At 49.8% G+C, this 17,629-nt stretch carries 13 protein-coding genes and 1 pseudogene; 8 read left to right on the top strand and 6 right to left on the bottom strand.

Annotated features, from left to right (window positions below):
• Nucleotides 1-67: 67 nt before the first annotated feature.
• Nucleotides 68-724 carry an SOS response-associated peptidase gene (locus tag AC0YNS_RS19380; RefSeq protein ID WP_475782624.1) on the top strand — a complete coding sequence of 219 codons (657 nt, stop codon included), beginning with the start codon at nucleotides 68-70 and terminating at the stop codon, nucleotides 722-724.
• Nucleotides 725-1,422: 698 nt separating this feature from the next.
• On the opposite strand, the gene AC0YNS_RS19375 is transcribed toward AC0YNS_RS19380, so the two are convergent.
• Complete coding sequence (locus AC0YNS_RS19375) at nucleotides 1,423-2,211, bottom strand: AraC family transcriptional regulator (RefSeq protein ID WP_475782623.1); 789 nt, start codon at nucleotides 2,209-2,211, stop codon at nucleotides 1,423-1,425.
• Nucleotides 2,212-2,340: 129 nt separating this feature from the next.
• On the opposite strand from AC0YNS_RS19375, the pseudogene pyk reads away from it, so the two are divergent.
• Nucleotides 2,341-3,339 (top strand): annotated as a pseudogene (gene pyk, locus AC0YNS_RS19370) (pyruvate kinase); the annotation flags it as partial.
• 156 nt (nucleotides 3,340-3,495) lie between these two features.
• Nucleotides 3,496-5,442 carry an ABC-F family ATP-binding cassette domain-containing protein gene (locus tag AC0YNS_RS19365; protein WP_475782622.1) on the top strand — a complete coding sequence of 649 codons (1,947 nt, stop codon included), beginning with the start codon at nucleotides 3,496-3,498 and terminating at the stop codon, nucleotides 5,440-5,442.
• Nucleotides 5,443-5,866: 424 nt separating this feature from the next.
• Here AC0YNS_RS19365 and AC0YNS_RS19360 read toward each other — a convergent pair whose 3' ends face one another.
• Together AC0YNS_RS19360 and trxB are read right to left on the bottom strand one after the other, a co-directional pair.
• A complete protein-coding gene (locus AC0YNS_RS19360) occupies nucleotides 5,867-6,325 on the bottom strand; it encodes a Dps family protein (RefSeq protein ID WP_475782621.1) in 459 nt (152 codons plus the stop codon).
• Between the two features lie 33 nt (nucleotides 6,326-6,358).
• On the bottom strand, nucleotides 6,359-7,321 hold the full coding sequence (gene trxB / locus AC0YNS_RS19355; RefSeq protein WP_475782620.1) for a thioredoxin-disulfide reductase: 963 nt from the start codon (nucleotides 7,319-7,321) through the stop codon (nucleotides 6,359-6,361).
• Nucleotides 7,322-7,458: 137 nt separating this feature from the next.
• Here trxB and AC0YNS_RS19350 point away from each other — a divergent pair, with 137 nt between their 5' ends.
• The 3 genes from AC0YNS_RS19350 (at nucleotide 7,459) to AC0YNS_RS19340 (ending at nucleotide 12,050) form a co-directional block, all read left to right on the top strand.
• The gene (locus tag AC0YNS_RS19350) at nucleotides 7,459-8,088 is read left to right on the top strand and encodes an NAD(P)-dependent oxidoreductase (RefSeq protein WP_475782619.1); all 630 of its coding nucleotides are present in this window, start codon (nucleotides 7,459-7,461) and stop codon (nucleotides 8,086-8,088) included.
• A gap of 83 nt (nucleotides 8,089-8,171) precedes the next feature.
• Nucleotides 8,172-8,993, top strand: coding sequence for a hypothetical protein (locus AC0YNS_RS19345; protein WP_475782618.1), 822 nt, complete (start codon nucleotides 8,172-8,174; stop codon nucleotides 8,991-8,993).
• 213 nt (nucleotides 8,994-9,206) lie between these two features.
• Entirely contained in the window at nucleotides 9,207-12,050 is a 2,844-nt protein-coding gene (locus tag AC0YNS_RS19340; protein ID WP_475782617.1) for a response regulator, read from the top strand.
• 3 nt (nucleotides 12,051-12,053) lie between these two features.
• On the opposite strand, the gene AC0YNS_RS19335 is transcribed toward AC0YNS_RS19340, so the two are convergent.
• From AC0YNS_RS19335 to AC0YNS_RS19325, 3 genes are read right to left on the bottom strand one after another with little or no spacing between them, the layout of a single operon-like run.
• Nucleotides 12,054-12,971, bottom strand: a complete 918-nt coding sequence (locus AC0YNS_RS19335; protein ID WP_475782616.1) for a polyprenyl synthetase family protein — start codon at nucleotides 12,969-12,971, stop codon at nucleotides 12,054-12,056.
• Between the two features lie 18 nt (nucleotides 12,972-12,989).
• The gene (locus AC0YNS_RS19330; protein ID WP_475782615.1) at nucleotides 12,990-13,622 is read right to left on the bottom strand and encodes a response regulator transcription factor; all 633 of its coding nucleotides are present in this window, start codon (nucleotides 13,620-13,622) and stop codon (nucleotides 12,990-12,992) included.
• On the bottom strand, nucleotides 13,619-15,949 hold the full coding sequence (locus AC0YNS_RS19325; RefSeq protein WP_475782614.1) for a sensor histidine kinase: 2,331 nt from the start codon (nucleotides 15,947-15,949) through the stop codon (nucleotides 13,619-13,621). Before AC0YNS_RS19325 ends, AC0YNS_RS19330 begins: the two co-directional genes overlap by 4 nt.
• Nucleotides 15,950-16,026: 77 nt before the next feature.
• Between AC0YNS_RS19325 and AC0YNS_RS19320 the strand changes: the two genes are divergently transcribed.
• Together AC0YNS_RS19320 and AC0YNS_RS19315 are read left to right on the top strand one after the other, a co-directional pair.
• Complete coding sequence (locus AC0YNS_RS19320; RefSeq protein ID WP_475782613.1) at nucleotides 16,027-16,218, top strand: hypothetical protein; 192 nt, start codon at nucleotides 16,027-16,029, stop codon at nucleotides 16,216-16,218.
• Between the two features lie 217 nt (nucleotides 16,219-16,435).
• The gene (locus tag AC0YNS_RS19315) at nucleotides 16,436-17,617 is read left to right on the top strand and encodes an ATP-binding protein (RefSeq protein WP_475782612.1); all 1,182 of its coding nucleotides are present in this window, start codon (nucleotides 16,436-16,438) and stop codon (nucleotides 17,615-17,617) included.
• The last annotated feature ends 12 nt before the right edge of the window (nucleotides 17,618-17,629 follow it).

Below are 17,629 nucleotides of genomic sequence, written 5' to 3'. Positions count from 1 at the left end.
TGTCCATGGGCGCACATGATTTTGGCTAAACCGGAAATAATAGCCGAAATAGATGGAGGTGTTTACCATGTGTCAGTCAATATCGATAACGGCTCAAGCTTCTGAGCTGACGGAGCGGTTCGAGCTCGACAATGTACTGTTCTATATTTCTAACCGGTATGAAGTGAATCCAACGGATTCGGTTTCGGCGATTATTGAGACGAAGAACGGAAGGATATTGGATGAGTTCAGGTGGGGAATGGTGCCTTACTGGGCACGCGATTCGGTGCGGATGGACAGCTCGGAATTGTTTGATAAACCCATTTATGAGCGTATCGCGAATAAGCAGCGCTGCATCATTCCGTGCACGGGGTTCTATGTGACGCGCACGATTGGCAAGGAAGTGCATCGGATGAAGCTTACGATGCGAAGCGGGACATTTGCTATTGCTGGGCTGTATGATGTGTTTCGTCCGGCTTCCGGGGAAGAGATGCGCACTTGCACAATGTTGATGACACCGGCTAACTCGCATGTGTCTCCGTATCAGCCGCTGATGCCGGCGATCCTAGAGCAAGAGGACATCAGCGATTGGCTGATACGCGGGCAGCGGACGCCGTACGAATTGCGTTCGATGCTTCGCCCGATGGATGCGCTGCGTATGGTTGCCATTCCGCTGTCTCCGAGCATCGACGATATGGTTGATTTCGAGTCACCGCGCACGGAGTGGGGTAGAGGAATGGGTTGACGTTTTGCAAGGCCGCCAAGGTTATGTTGGCGGCTTTTTTTGTTGGTTTGTGGGGGAGAAAAGTATGTTTTCGCAACGCGCGAGGCTCCTAGCGCGCGTTGTATGACGCTTGCATGATGCGATCCGGTCAAGACTGGTGGATTTGTGCTGTAATTCGGTGCTGTGACCACATTATTAGTTGGATGAATATCCATTACGTTTACTTTTTTATTGGCATATTTACCAAAACATCTAGTAAATTGAGGTGGTTGGTGGTTCTGGCGACCTGTGGAGACTAGTGATTGGAGTGAATTTTAAATCTAACAGATCGTAGAAGCGTTTTTGGAGCGATTTTCTGCGGTTTGAAAATCTAACGGATCGTAGAGGCCTTATTGGTGCGATTTCCCACGGTTTGAACTTCTAACGGATCGTAGAGGCGCTATTATGGTGTTAATCGCCCCCAAATGCCCATCCACCGCCAAATAAGACCTCCACGGTTCGTTAGATTTTTTTCGGAGCCAATCCCGCGCCGAACTGCCACATTTGCATGCTATAAGAGGCATATCCGCTCTCATCGAACAAGAACGATACGACCCAAAAAAGGGAGCAATATCTCCCGCGCCATTCCCGCGCCTGCCGCGCCATTCCTGCGCCATCCCCCGCAATCCTGCACCATCCCGCACCGCGTCACCGATTACTCTCTCTCGCCTGAGCCGACCTCACTCCCGCGCCGTGCGCTCTGCGATCAAATCCGAGGGCAGCTTGCCGATGATGCGTTTGAAGATACGATTGAAATACGAGGGATCGCTATAACCGAGATGCTCGGAGATATCCTGCGCAGTTAGTTGGGAGTGGCGCAGCATATAGTGGGCCGTCTTCATCCGTCTGCGGTGCACGTATTCACTGATGGTGAGGCCGGTTACTTTGCGAAAAAGCGATGCCGCGTAGTTCGGACTGACGTTGATGCAGGTGCCGAGCTCGAGCTTCGTGATTTTGCTGCGGTAATTGTCTTCGACGTAGCGCTTCATCCGCTCAATGTGCTGGATGGAGGATGGGGCCTTCTCGCCTTCGTCGTACTCCCGGCTGATCGTCACGATCAGCTCGGTCAGCAGTGCCGAACACATGACGGAGAAGTAACGGTCGCGGGCGCTCCATTGCTCCACGATATAGAGCAGCTTCTCTAGCAGCAGCTCAGGCATATGAGTAACCCAGCGCAGCGGTGTTCTTCTCGCCAGAATAGGCAGCAGCTGCATCGCCGAAATATCGGCCGGGCTGAAGCGTACCGTGACGCTCTCGCGGATGCTCCCGGCGCCATGCAGCTCCGCAGCGGGAACGCCGGCGGGGATAAGCAGCAGCTCGTTTTTGCGACAGCTGATGGTTTGCCCGGAGTAGGTGTAGCTCGTTTGGCCGAAACGGACCCAGACCAGCGTATAGCTGTCCATACCGAGGGCGCGCCGCTCCCCTTGCAGAATGCCGCGCTCTTGCCGGATATCGAAGATATGAAACATGGGGCAACGCTCACTTTCAGACAATGATCGTACTATTTTACAACCACTGTACTATAGTCCTATCTACTCGTGCAATTGTTCTTTTACAATAAAGGCAACAGAACGAAATTAGACTTGGGAGTGATCGACATGAAGAAGACGGCGATTGTATGTACTATGGGACCTGCTTGTATGTCGGCTGACATGTTGGAAGAAATGCTGAAAGCAGGCATGAATATAGCAAGACTGAATTTGGCACATGGCGAGCTGGATGACCACCGCGGACGGATTCTATCGGTTCGGGCAGCAGCAAGCAAATTGAACGTACCTGTTTCCATTATGCTTGATATTAAAGGACCGGAAATTCGGACGGGGGTCCTTCAAGAATCTTCTTATATGCTTAGAAGCGGAGAGTTCCTAACGCTGACAACCGAGCAGATCGCTGGTACGGCTACGCGCATTTCGGTCTCCTATGACTTGGCCAAAGATGTTACGGTCGGCTCGCGCATTATGATCGATGACGGTTTGATCGAACTGCAAGTTGTGCGCATTGAAGGCAGCGATGTCGTTTGCGTGATTCTAAACGGCGGCATCATTAAATCTCGCAAAGGCGTTAACTTGCCGGGTATTCAAACAAGCCTTCCGGGCGTAACGGAAAAAGACAAGCTGCATATCGCCTTCGGTATCGAAACAGGCGTGGATATGATCGCAATGTCGTTCGTCCGCCGCGCAGAGGATGTCCTTGAAGTGAAGCGTCTGCTGGCAGAGAAGGGCGCAAGCCATATCCAAATTATTTCGAAAATCGAAAACCAAGAAGGTCTGGATGAGCTTGCTGCAATCGTGGAAGCGTCTGAAGGCATCATGGTTGCTCGCGGCGATCTTGGTGTGGAAATTCCGATTGAAGACGTGCCAATGGCACAGAAGCGCATGATTGCAGCATGCAACCGCGCAGGCAAATTCGTTATTACCGCTACGCAAATGCTGGATTCGATGCAAAGCAATCCGCGTCCGACGCGCGCAGAAGCATGCGATGTTGCCAATGCGGTATGGGATGGCACAGATGCAGTTATGCTCTCCGGCGAGACAGCTTCGGGTAACTATCCGGTTGAAGCGGTTCGTACGATGGCAGCTATTGCGATCAAGGCGGAGCAAGCGGCAGGCGATTTTGCGAAGAAAGATTTGATTGAAGCTTAGTAGATCGTTTAAAGTGAGTAGATACGGATTAACGGCTGTCGCTATGTTCGAACCATTCACGCGTAGCGCAGTGCGTTTGGCGATTTACTAACGTTGGGCGGGAATAATAAGATGCACGTATTAACGGTTGATCATATTTCAAAGACCTACGGTGAAAAAATATTGTTTCAAGACGTGTCGTTCGGCGTGGAAACGGGCGACAAAATCGGAATTATCGGCGTCAACGGCACCGGTAAATCGACGTTTCTTCAAGTTGTTGCAGGAATAGAGCCCCCTGATTCGGGCTCTATTCTTATTGCCGGGGGCGTAACGGTGCGGATGCTCTCGCAGGATCCGCAGTTCGATCCCGAGCAGACTGTGCTCGAGCATGTGCTTGGCGGCGATTCGCCGCAGATGGTTGCCGTGCGCGCCTATGAAGAGGCGCTGCAAGCACTGGAGCTGCTGCCCGGCGACGCTGCGCTGCAGGAGCGGCTGGTTCGCGCCAATCAGCGGATGGCGGAGCTGGATGCTTGGGGCATCGAGAGCGAAGCGAAGATCGCGCTCTCGAAGCTCGGCATCGCAAGCTATGGCGCCAAGCTGGGCACGCTCTCGGGCGGTCAGCGCAAGCGTGTCGCGATGGCTGCGTCGCTGATTCAGCCGGCCGACGTGCTGCTGCTCGATGAGCCTACCAACCACATCGACAACGAGTCTGTCGCGTGGTTGGAAGGCATGCTGCAGAAGCGCAAAGGCGCGCTGCTTATGATTACGCATGATCGGTATTTCCTGGACCGTGTCAGCAACCGGACGCTGGAGCTGGACAAAGGGAAAGCCTATTTCTATACGGCGAACTACAGTGCATTTATTGAATTGAAGCTGGATCGCGAGGAGCGCGAGGCATCGTCGGAAGCGAAGCGCAAGAACTTGCTTCGCAATGAGCTCGCATGGATGCGTAAAGGCGCAAAGGCGCGGACGACCAAGCAGCAGGCGCGTATTCAGCGGTTTGAAGCACTGAATGCCGCAGCTCCGGAGAAAGCGAACGGGAAGCTTGAGGTTTCCGTAGCTTCTACGCGGCTCGGCAAGAAAATTATCGAGCTGGAAGGGTTGACCAAAGCCTTCGAAGGGCGGACGGTCATCCGTGATTTCAGCTATATTGCGGTACCGGAGGATCGGGTAGGCATCGTCGGTCGTAACGGGCTCGGCAAGTCGACGCTGCTGAAGCTGATCGCCGGCAAGCTTACGCCGGATGCAGGCGAGGTTCGACTTGGACCGACGGTGAAGCTCGGAGTCTTCTCGCAAGAGCGGGAAGAAATGGACGAGACGCTGCGCGTCATTGATTACATCCGCGAGAGTGCGGAGCGTATCACGACCGGCGACGGAACGAACATAACCGCTGGGCAAATGCTGGAGCGGTTTCTGTTTCCGCCGGCGCAGCAGTGGACGCCAATTGCGAAGCTCTCCGGCGGAGAGAAGCGCAGATTGCAGCTGCTGCGTGTGCTGATGGAAGCGCCAAACGTGCTGCTGCTCGATGAGCCGACGAATGATTTGGACATTACAACACTAACGGTGCTGGAGGATTACTTGGACGACTTCCCGGGTGTCGTGTTCACCGTATCCCATGACCGTTATTTCCTAGATCGTACATCCGAGCGTATCTTCGCTTTCGAGGGCGATGGCGTCATCGAGCAGCATGTGGGCAACTTCTCGGATTATCAGCAGTATGCGGCGCAGTACGGCAGTCGTTCCGGAACGAACGCCGGCTCAGGCGGCGCGACAGCAGTGGAGCGCAAGGCGGAAACGGCTCCGACTCCGGACGCGTCCAGCAATGAACCTGTTCTTCCGACCAAAATGACCTACAAAGAACAGAAGGAATTTGAATCCATCGACACGGATATCGAGAAAGCCGAAGCTGCGCTTACGGCCGTTCAAACGAAGATGGAAGTATCCAGCAGCGATTCGGCTACGCTGCAAGACCTGCTGAAGGAACAGCAGGAGCTCGAAACAAAGCTCGAGCAGCTGATGGACCGATGGGCGTACTTGAACGAGCTTGCCGAGCAAATTGCGGCGAATAAGAAGAAATAAATGATATACGCAAAAGACACCTATTACAGCGGGAAGCTCCCGACTGCAATAGGTGTCTTTTGTATAAGTAAACCTCACGCATAATAGTTGATAGCCTGCTGCTGCAAGTGCATTGGCGAGACAGTATGCGAGAGTGAATTGTTGCATAGCATGCAACATTTTGGTGTGATTTTCCCGGAATATATGGAAATGCTGCATTGCATGCAACATTTTTATTGAAAATTGCCCTCGGTGCCTCATAGTAGACTCAAAAGTTGCATTCCATGCAACATTCAGATCGTAGAGAGTGTTTGTTATGGTCAAATGTTGCTATTTATGCAACATTCGGAGGCCGGCCGGCGAATGGCAGTCGGATATAGTGGCTATCGTCGATATGGACAATATCGCGGTTATCGCCATATCGTCTTATCGCCCTATCGCTGACTTAAACTTGTTTCCCGTTAAACGCTTTGAGCATCCAAATGTGTTTCTCAAGTCCGCTGTGGATCGCAAGCAGCATGTCTCCGGTTGTCTCGTCGCCGGCGGACTGCGCTTCTTCCATACCTTCCTTGAGCTCGGAAGCTATCAAGGTGAAATCGGCTACGACGGAGTCGACCATTTGCACGGCGGACTCGCTGCCTGTCGCTTCTTTCACGCTGGATTGCTTGAGATACTCTGCCATAGTCGCAATCGGTTCGCCGCCAATCGCGAGCAAGCGTTCCGCGATTTCATCCACATGCAGCGTGGCTTCTTCGTACAGCTCCTGGAACTTCACGTGCAGGGTGAAGAACTGGTTGCCCTTCACGTACCAATGGTAATTATGAAGCTTGATATACATTACGCTCCACGTTGCGATTTGTTTGTTTAGAATGCTTTGTAGTTTAGTCGTCTGTTTAGTCGTCATCTTGAACAACTCCTTCATAATAGGATATAGGTATTACACTTCTACTGCCGTGTCAGTCACAAACCCTGCTGCCCTGTTCCATGCTTCCAGATCATGTTCGCAATCCAGTGCAGCCATGCAGCCGCTTCCTGCCGCCGTGATCGCTTGACGGTAACGGTGATCTTGTACGTCGCCGCAGGCATAGACGCCTTCAATGTTCGTCTTCGAGGTGCCCGGTGTTACTGCGACGTAACCGAGCTCATCGGTCGTCACTAGACCGCCGAGGAAAGCGGTATTCGGCGTATGGCCGATGGCTACGAATACACCATCTGCTTCAAGGAGCGTTTCTTCGCCAGTGGCGTTATCGCGGACACGAAGACCCTTCACACGGTGCTCGTCTGCTTCGACTGCGATAGGAGTGACGCCGAGGCTCCATTTGATTTTGTCATTGGCACGTGCCCGGTCCTGCATAATCTTGGATGCGCGAAGCTCCTCCCGGCGGTGCACGAGGCGAACCTCAGTCGCGAACCTGGTCAGGAAGCCTGCTTCCTCCATTGCGGAATCGCCGCCGCCAACAACAATGATCTTCTTGCCTCGGAAGAAGAAACCGTCACAAGTTGCACAGGTGCTCACACCTCGCCCAATATTGTCACGTTCACCAGGGATACCCATATATTTTGCCGAAGCACCTGTCGAAATAATCATGGCATCTGCAATCCATTCACGTCCGCCATCCAAGGACAGCTTGAAAGGACGCTCAGATAAGTCAGCATGCTGCACCCAGCCTGTCTCAAAACGTGCGCCGAAGCGCTCAGCTTGAGTGCGCATGTTCGCCATGAGTTCGGAGCCAAGTATGCCTTCGGGGAATCCCGGGAAGTTCTCCACCTCTGTTGTGGTGGTCAATTGGCCGCCCGGCTGCGGTCCCTCAAGTACGAGCGGACTGTAACCGGCACGCGCGAGATAGATGGCTGCCGTTAAGCCGGCTGGCCCTGTGCCTACGATAACGATGTTTTCCATGAATGAGTGCTCCTTTCCCATCTATACACCAAAGCGATTGCAATTGAATCTAGATAATAATTATTACTAAATTAAAATTATTATAAATAAGGTCGAAAGTCAATAGTAAAATGCAGCAGGCGGGAGGTCGAAGCGCGATGAGGATCATCGTCTTTGGTGCAAGCGGAAGGACGGGGCAAGAGGTAGTCAGGCAAGCATTGGAGCAGGGGCAAGCCGTAACCGCATTCGTTCGTTCGCCGCAGAAGCTGAATATAGACCTGCCGAGCAGAGGCGATACGAAGTTACGGTATGTGCAGGGCAACGCACTGGATCGTGAAGCTGTAAGCAGAGCCATTGAAGGTCATGATAGTGTCGTTTCTTGTCTCGGTACAAAGGGGTTCGGCCGGGGAGAGAGCCTTTCAGAAATGACGGCTAATCTTATCGCCGGCATGCAGAAGCATGATGTGGGGCGGATCAGTTTCGTTGCATCAGCGGGGATCTATAACGAGATTCCGGGAATGACCGGATTTCTGGTGCAGCTGCTGCTGCGACAGGTGCTTGCCAATCATAGGAAGGCGGCAGATGCGCTTCAATCAAGCGGACTACAATGGACAATTGTTCGTCCGCTGCAGCTCGTGAATGGAAGGCCTAGAGGAGAATACCTTGAAGCCAGACATGGTGTGCCAAGCGGGAAAGGGCGTATTTCCCGTGCCGACGTGGCTCATTTTCTACTCAGGACGCTCAAGGATATGACTTATGTGAACCAATCTGTAGCATTGTCCTATTGAGCTTACTGCTGCCGAGGGTATGGATAATGCCAATTTGTGGAATATAGAGGAGGATAGGATGATTTATTGAAGAGGTGGAAAGCTTGAATAGAAACGCGGCAATAGTTGGCTTGGCATTACTCGTGCTTAGTATAAGTGCTTGCTCCAGAGCGGCAAGCATGAAGGGAGACTCCGCGCCTGTCAGTGGGCATCATGAGCACCATGAGAGGGGGAGCTCCTCGATTCAAGGCATGTGGCGATTAAATCCGGAGATACCGACACCGAAGTCGAACACGCGGATTCAATTTATGGCTCATGGCCCGGATGGGAAGCTCGTTACGCAGTTCTCGGTGATGCATGAAAAGCTGCTTCACCTGATTGTTGTGAGTAAGGATTTGTCGTATTTCAACCATATCCATCCGGAATATGACGGAGAAGGTATGTTTACGATCGATACGACGTTTCCTTTCGGGGGCGAGTACCGTTTATTCGCGGAATTTCAGCCGGAGGGCGGCGACTCAGTCGTATCGAGACAAGCCATTATGCTAAGCGGTAGAGCAGAGGCCAAGCCACTCTTGCCGGACACGACGCTCACGAAGTCTACCGAGCACGAGCTGATTACTTTAACTTATGACCGATTGGCGGCAGGAAAGGAGACGAACCTAACCTTCCATATTGCGGATGCCAAGACGAAGAAGCCGGCAAACAACCTTGAACCTTATCTGGGAGCTGCCGGGCATGTCGTCATTATTAGCGGCGATTCGGAGCAGTACATTCATGTGCATCCTGATGATGCGAAATCCCAAGAGGCGGCACCTGTTTTTCATACGATCTTCCCTGCTCCGGGTATTTATAAAGTTTGGGGTCAATTCGCAAGAGAAGGCAGGCTCATTACGGTAAACTACACGCTGCAGGTTCGTACATGAGAATATCGTCGTTCGGCATGCGGAATAGATCCATTACTGTTTAATATTACCATTCAATTTAGGGTTAAACTTTCCATTTCATGTCAGATTTAGAGTCAGTAAATAAAGGAGAAATGGCCAGCTCCAATTAACGAATTTATTTATGTCCAAGGGCTATTGCATTGTCGATTTATGTTGTAAATTAGTATAAAAAGCCCCTTGGACGGTGACGGTGTGCCTAAAGATTTAATCCTGAATTTTGCAATACTCAGCGTGTTTCTTTTCTTTGTCTCCCCGTTCTTCATCCGAGAGGAGAATCAGGATAAGCCGACATTAGTTAAACGTTTGTACATAGGCGGCGTATTCGGATTATTAGGTGTCATTCTGATGTTCTTCGGCGTACTGATTCAAGGTACGGAAGTGCCTTTGAACTTGCGGGGAATCGCGCTCATGATGGCTGCCTTCTTCGGGGGTCCGGCGGGGGCGTTTGCAGAGCTGCTCGTCGTGTACATCGGAAGATTTATTAAAGAAGGCTCTATTAATTGGGTACAAATGGCTATTGGCATAACGGCTGCATACGGGACGGGTTATCTGTTCTTCCGAATCCGCTCGTATTGGGTCAGGTGGCCTATCGGCGCTCTGTTTCTATTAATCTATTACTATGGCGCCTTATGTTTGGCCGGCCAGTTGACATTCAAAACCATCCTGCTGTACATCCTCATTCAAATGATTTACTCCCAATTAATCGCCTGCTTCCTGTACTATCTGATCCGCAATCATCGCTATAAGACCAAAATGCTCCAGGCCGAACGTGACATGAGCTATTTGCTTCGCATGCAGCCTGGCTTTACGTTTCGCTTCCAGAAGAAGAACGGTCAATTTATATACAGCTTGATCGAAGGGCAGCTCTTGAAGCAAGTGGGGGCGAAACCGATTGATTTTATTGGGAAAAAGATAGAGGATGTCCGCATATTCTCGGAAGACTTTGCAGCATTTCTTCAAGTCCAGTATGAGAAGGCCTGGCAAGGGGAGAAGGTATCCTACGAAACGACAATAAATGGTATCGGCATTCTCGTTACGCTGCATCCCATCAAGAATCACGGTGCGGTCGTTGATGTCATCGGAAGCGCCGTAGACATTAGCGATATCATGAAGCGCAAGGCAGCGGATGAATCGAACAAAGCGAAGAGTCAATTTCTGGCTCATATGAGTCACGAAATCCGCACGCCGATTAATGCGATTATCGGACTCAATTATATTCTGCAGCAATCCAATTTGAATCCGAAACAGCTGGAATACGTGGATAAGTCCATTACAGCTGCCAAGAGCCTGCTGAATTTGGTCAACGATGTGCTTGATCTGTCCAAAATCGAGGCCAATAAGATCATCTTGGAATCGACGCGGTTTGACCTGTACGAGGTGCTCCGCAATATTTCGAATCTCATCAGCTACAAGGCGAATGAGTCCGGCTTGAGGTTCCATTTTGACATCCGTCATGATGTTCCTCAGATGCTGATAGGCGACCCGTTCCGCTTGCAGCAGGTGCTGCTGAACATTACGAATAATGCGGTCAAATTCACGCCTAAAGGCGAGCTTTCCATCGCCGTAAATCTGGTTTCGCAGGAGGAGCAGACGACTACGCTGTCCTTTGGAATCCGCGATACCGGAATTGGCATGAGCGAGGAGCAGCTTAGCAAGCTGTTCTTCGAGTTTACACAGGCTGATATGACAACTACGCGCAAATTCGGCGGTACAGGCCTTGGTTTAGTCATTAGCAAGAAGCTTACCGAAACGATGGGCGGAAGTATCGCGGTTGAAAGCAAGCTCGGTGCAGGCAGCCTGTTCACTGTCACGCTGCCATTCCAATCGGCGTTAACTTCAGATAAACAAAGCCATGAGAGACAAGTTTACGGCAAGAAGATTCCTCGCCTGTTACTCGTTTGTGAGAATAACGAAATGCGTTCTGTGCTTGAGCAGCAGTTGGGGCAGCTGGAATTCAAAGTCCAAACAAGCTCGGATGCCGATGAGACAAGGACGCTGCTGCTGGCAGGCCATGCCTATGATCTTATTCTCATAGATTGGAAGCTGAGAGGGTTACCCGCGACTAAGCTTGCTGAAGAGATTATCCGGGATTTCGATGGCAAAAGCCCGTCTGTCCTGTTCATTAACGCTTATCATGAAGCGGAGTATGAAGAAGCGGGGCAATTACCGTTCATCTCGAAGGCGCTGCTGTATCCGATCAGCCAGTCTCAATTGTATAACGAACTGGGTGAGCTGCTTCACCGAGATGGTGTCTACAACCTGCCGGATGGCGGGATGAAGCCGATTCAGCCTACAGATCTGAAGGATGCTGTAATCTTGCTGGTAGAGGATAATGAAATTAATCAGTTGGTCGCCAAAGAGCTGCTTCGTGAGGTGGTCCGCCATGTTGATGTTGCTCACAATGGGGAAGAAGCTGTTAAACTCGCGGGGATTAAGGCCTATGACGCCATTCTGATGGATCTGCAAATGCCGATAATGGACGGTTATGAGGCGGCCAAAGCAATCCGAGCACAGGAAAGAGCGCAGGATGCGGGACAAGCGGTTCCGATCATTGCCATGACCGCCGATGTAATGAAGGGCGTAGAGGATCAGGTGCTGTCGATTGGCATGAACGGATATCTCACGAAGCCGTTTGACCCCGTAGATCTCTATAATGTACTGCTGCGGTTCTGTCAGAACAAGGAGCAAGCATCGATTGAAAAGCTGGATTCCGAAGGTGTTATCACGAGGCTTGGAGGAAATGCGGCACTTTATAATCGGATACTCGCACTATTCATAAGCAATCACTCGGATGCGATTGAGCAGATTGTTCAAGCCGTTCACGATGGGGACCTGAGCTCAGCGAAGCGGCTTGTCCATACGCTCAAAGGGGTGGCCTTAGATATTGGCGCCAACTCGTTAGCGGCCATTATGGAGAAGGGCCAAATGGCGCTGCTGCGAGGAGACCGGGAGGCATTCAGTCTCCTCATGCAGCAGGCTGATGAGAAACATCAAGCGATTATTAGCGCCTATGGCCATAGAGCAGTAAGCGGGTAAGCGTTACGAGACGAATGATCCAAACGTAAGGGTCTTGAACTGATCTTTCCACGGGGAGCTGAGCGGCAGACGGTCGAACAGCTCCTCTGCTTGTTGCAGGCAAATGTACTGAATGACGCGAGCATATTCCAAGCATCCCGAATCTTGAATGAGCTGCATGATTTCATTCTTATTGCTCAGGATGAAGTCGGTAGATACATTGCCCTTGTAATAATCCTGGATAGGAGCGAAGTCGTGATCCTCGATGGTCAACAAATAGAGCAAGGGAAGCGTGCGTTTCTTGCCGAGCAAATCGTTCTTCACATCGAGGCGCAGCACATCTCTACAATCATTCTGAATTTGATGAATGAGGCCGATGCAGTCAGCGAGATCCATAAGCTGCGATGTTGTTTCCTCATCGACGGCAAGAGGAGCATAGCCGATGCAGCAGGCCAGACGGAAGATCGAGCCGGACTTCTCCTGCACCATCGTTAAGTACGCTTCCGCACTTTCTGCGGAGTGGTTTAAATCCTTCTGCTGTCCGTTCACTGCTCTTGCGACGGTTCGACTTGCTTCAGTGAAGGCTTGCGGTGCTAGCTGCTGCTTGCCCAGCTCTCCGATGAATCCCATCTGCATAGCCAGAATGGCATTCAAGACATACCCTTGCGGACATTGCATCCAGGGCTTGCCGGGTTGGTCTTGATCCTGCAGATCATCCATCATATCCAGACTGAGAATCATCAGCTCCCCTGCTGCTGCGAGCCGGTCTATTCCTGCATCATCGCCGCCTAGCATCCGGTGCGTCAGAATGGTAATCTGCGACCAAACACTCGTTTCTTCTGCTTTGTCGTCAATAAACGATTTCAGCAGACCGTTCAAATCCTCCGAATCTATATAGTCATCCACGATACGGTACATATGCTCTTTGATTGTCGACTCCATAGCTGCACGCTCCGTTGTTTAGGAATAATAGCTGCTTTTAATAAAAGACTCAATCGCTTCCGTTCTCGTCCGCACGCCTAATTTATCGTAGATTTTGCGCAAATAATTATCGACGGTACGTTTGCTCATATGGATGCGGGCTGCGATCTGATCCAAGGTGGAGCCTTTGACAAGCAAATTCATCATGAGTATTTCTTCTTCTTCCAAGAGTGCTGCTTTGCTTGCAAGCGTTCCGTTCAGCTGACATTGTTGATAGAGGGCAAGCGGCATCATCGTATGGTTGTCCAAAATGCAATTCACCATATTCTTAATCGTGCGTTCGCTGGATTCCTTCGAGAGCACTCCGCTAACTTTGATATCGATGAGCTTGTTGTAGATGTCAGTAAGCTCAATACCGGAGAAAATAACGATATGCGTATCCGGAAACTGGCTTTTAATTTGCGCGGCTACCTCAGTGCCGTGCTGATCGGGCAGATGATAATCCAAGAATACGAGTCCGGGCTTCAGCAAGGATACTTGCTGAAGGCATTGCGCGGCACTGCTGACAATACCGATGACTTCAATGCCCTCGATTTGCTCGAGCAATGCTTTGGTGGCGCTGGCGAAGAGTGGGTGATCGTCTACTATGAGTGTTTTGACCCTTTCGTTCATGCCGAAATCTCCTTTTCATTCTGTAAGGTAATCTTGATGTTCACGCCGTTGCCTTTCATCGAAACAATCTGCAGTTTACCGCCCAGATGCTGTACTCTGCTTCTAATCTGTTCCATGCCAATGCCGGATGATTGCCCGATGTGCCTTTGAGCAAGTTCCTCATGCAGGAAACCTACCCCGTCATCTTGATAACTCAAATGAAACTGTGAATCGGACTCGGTGAAACGGAACCTGACTTTAGAAGCTTCAGAATGTTTCTTCGCATTGTTGAGCAGCTCTTGAACGATTCGAAAGATATGACGCTGCACCTGCAAATCCTTCGTTTCAATAAATTGGACCTGCTCTGCGTTGAAGGTAAGCGCGAAAGGCACGGTGTACGCTTCCTTATCGAGATACGTTCTTACCGTCTGCACAAGTCCGATTTCGCTCAGCAAATACGGATTCAAATCAAAGCAGCTTTGACGCAGGCTGGCATTAATCATGTCTACGAAATTAACCGTATTATTTAACTGCTCCTGGTTCTCTGGGCTTCGTTCGAGCTTCTCGCCAAGCTGGAGCAGCCTTCGTTTCAGGAAGAAGAGGTCCTGCATCGTTGTATCGTGAAGATCAGCGGATATGCGGATGCGTTCTTCTTCTTGAAGATCGAACATGATTTTGCGAAACCATTGAATGTCTTTGGCGGAGCTCTCATCGGGAAGCCTTGCGGCCAGCTCCTGCAGCCTGCCCTTCAGCTTATTGATCAGATGAAGATTCTCCAAGCTGATTTCCAGATAGTTCGCAATTAATCCAAGCCAGTGCAGCTCTTCTTTGCCAAGGCGCATATTCGTTTTCTTCCGAGACATGATCAAATAGCTGGTATAATCCTCGTGATTGTTCATCTTCAAACACGTGTAGTCCGGATTGCCGGTAAGGGATTGCGATACCAGCAGCCGTTTGATATCCTCCGCATCCAAATCCCCTTCATGAATAATCTCCGTTTCGCCATTATATTGGAACACGATCGCCCCTCCCGTCACCTGAAGCGTCTTGACGATATCGACGAGGAACAATTCCTTCAATTCGCGGAAGCTGGAGATGCTGCCGAGTTGACGTGAGATATTCATAAGTGCGGACTGCAGGATGAATTTCCTAGGAAATAGAAACGGTTCGAACCGCGTCATTAAATATTCTGCAGCATACAGCATCGCGGCTACAAGTGAAAGTGTTCCGAAGAGAATGAATAATAGTTGCTTCATATCCACCGAATTGTGGAAGAACAGCATATAGATTCCCGTAAACATGGTGACCGGTAGAGCGGCAATGAGCCCGGTAAATAGAAATCGGCGCAGTACCAGCGCGATATCATGAACCTGATCGGACATGAGGAGGTACGCCAATGTAATGGGGAACAATAAAATAGCCCAGCTGGTATAGATACCATCTAATAACCGCGAACCGGTCAATAGTTGAGGAAGAAAAGTTAAACCAATAACAGGAGAGAACGAGACAAGCATTGACCACCATGCGGTCTTCACGACGGTGGAGGTAGGTGATTGCTGCTTGCGAAACTTAAAGTAAAGTGCCGTTAAGATGTACATGTTGAATAGAAATCCGGCGATAAATAGCAACAAGGTGACCGGATTCTCAAAGTGAATCAACGTGTAAGCGAACCGCGTGTTAATGAAGTAAACATATAGACGAACAACGGCGGCTAATGCTGTTATCGCATAGAGTGCCTTTAAGAACCCTGTCCGTAATCGGATCTCTCCCTTTTCTCTGAAAAAGTCACCTAAAAAGTGATAGAAAACGAGAGGCAGAATTACTATAAAACTGGCTATCAGCAGTTTGCCGACGGCATCGCCTCTAATGGATGCGCCTAAACTCATATAGATAATCGCTGTAGTTAAGAAGAACAACAGCAGGAGTCTTGCCGATAACGAATGTCTCATTCTAACAAGGAGAAAAAGTGCCATAAATTGACAAAAAATTCCCTCGAGGAATGGAATTATCGTGAAAGCGGAGAGTCTGGTCATCTCTATTTGGACTATATGCTCATGTCCTGCTCTTGAGAGTAAGATCTGATGCGCCTGTTCGATGACATGCCAGGTCTTGACGGTATGAAAATCATTGGGATTCATCCCATCTACCTCTATAATAATATCCCCAACGCTTACATCCAGCTGACTGCTTGCCCCTTCAAGATCCAATTTCGAGATTACCCATTGCTGGTCGGGTGTATAGGCAAGATTAATGCCTGTATAAGGGTTCGTAAACGTAATAAATGAACACCACAACTGCAGCAAGACGAATGTGAAAACACAAAGCTTGATCATGAAGTTATTTCGCACGCAAATTCTCCCATATGATAGTAAAGTTTGCTATAATAGGTTTGTAAGACAAAATTCGACATAAGGAGTTGTTCACCATGCTAGCGATTCAGTTAAGCTCCCAGCTTCACAACACGGTTTACAAGATGAAAAAGGTTGATTTGCGCGAGACGGTCAGCACGTTTCTTAGCAAGCAGGGACTTACGATGCAAGAAACAGCTGCAGTAAACGGAGCCTTCAGCGGTACGATGAGATCTGAAGTTGTTAAGCCGGCAGATTACTGGTTATAAGTCTCTCATTCTATACTTAACCATTATTTTACCAAACTAACTAAGGATTGCATATTCAGTGTCATGCTGAACGTGCAATTCTTTTTTCATTAGTGCGCAAAATTAATTGCGTGATCGCGCAACCATTATGTGATGAACTTATTCGGAACTAACATTATGATAAATAGTATATTAATGGAAAAAATTCGGCATTCTACGACTTGAAAGGCAGGCATCCATGCCCAATTCATCCGAGAACGAATATGCACGTTTAAAGGCTTTTCGACCCTATCCGATCCAGGGCAACACACCGGTAGATGCTTTTAATAGAATTACGAGTCTGGCAGCACAACTGCTGGGCATCCCGATATGCATGATTATGTTCATTGATGAAGACCGAATTTGGGTGAAATCGAGTTATGGCACTGATCTTCGGGAGATTGAAAGAGATTCCGGTCTATGTGGTGCAGCTGTCTATTGTAGTCAGCCTTATATTGTAGTGGATGTATGTCTTGATAATTGTGCAAGTACGGAGTCTTTTATCGACGGACATAGCGGTATTCACTTCTATGCGGGAGTGCCGCTAACCAGTCGTGATGGGCAGCATCTAGGCGTACTTTGTGTACTGGATTACAAGCCGCGGCATATTTCAGTTGAAGACGTCAGTATCCTTGAAAAGCTTGCCCAAGTAGTTATGGACGAGTTGGAGCTTAAACGGATTGCGGATGAGCTTCGCACAGAGGAACTTAAACACCATTTCAGCAAATTGCATGTCTCTCAGCAGCTGGCGGCTGGATTAGCGCATGAAATCCGGAACCCGCTTACAACGGTGAAAGGGTTTCTGCAGTTGATGGGCATGCGCTCTGAGTTTCAATCCTATATCGAAATTATGACGGAGGAGCTGAACCAGATTGAGGCGCTCACCAAAGAATTTATTTTGCTGTCGAGGCCCTATCCTTCTGTGCAGTTTGTGAAACGCGAGCCGCATAATATTATCAGGCAGGTACAGTCCACGCTAGCGACCGAAGCGTTGCAGAACGGAGTTACCATCGAGGTGGAAGTTGAAGGGCCGGGGAACTCTTACCTTTATTGCGACGAGCAGCTGCTCAAACGAGCCATTATCAATGTTGTCAAAAATGGTATCGATGCCATGCCGGATGGCGGCGTGGTGAAAGTGACTTGTGTGGATACAGGCAATCGTGTCATCATCCGGGTAGCGGATACGGGACGCGGCATTGAACCTGAACGAATTCAATATTTGGGACAGCCCTACTATGGGACGAAAGAACAAGGTATTGGACTTGGATTAATGACCAGCTTCAAAATCATTCATGAACATCATGGTGAGATTGAAATTACGAGTGAGCTGAATCGAGGAACTGTCGTCAAGATCAGCTTGCCTGCTATTTGCGATGCTTAAATAATAAACCCG

The sequence above is a fragment of the Paenibacillus sp. J22FR21 genome (assembly GCF_056269135.1).
Note: the sequence above shows the minus strand (reverse complement) of the source record. Positions and strands in the feature narration are given on the sequence as shown.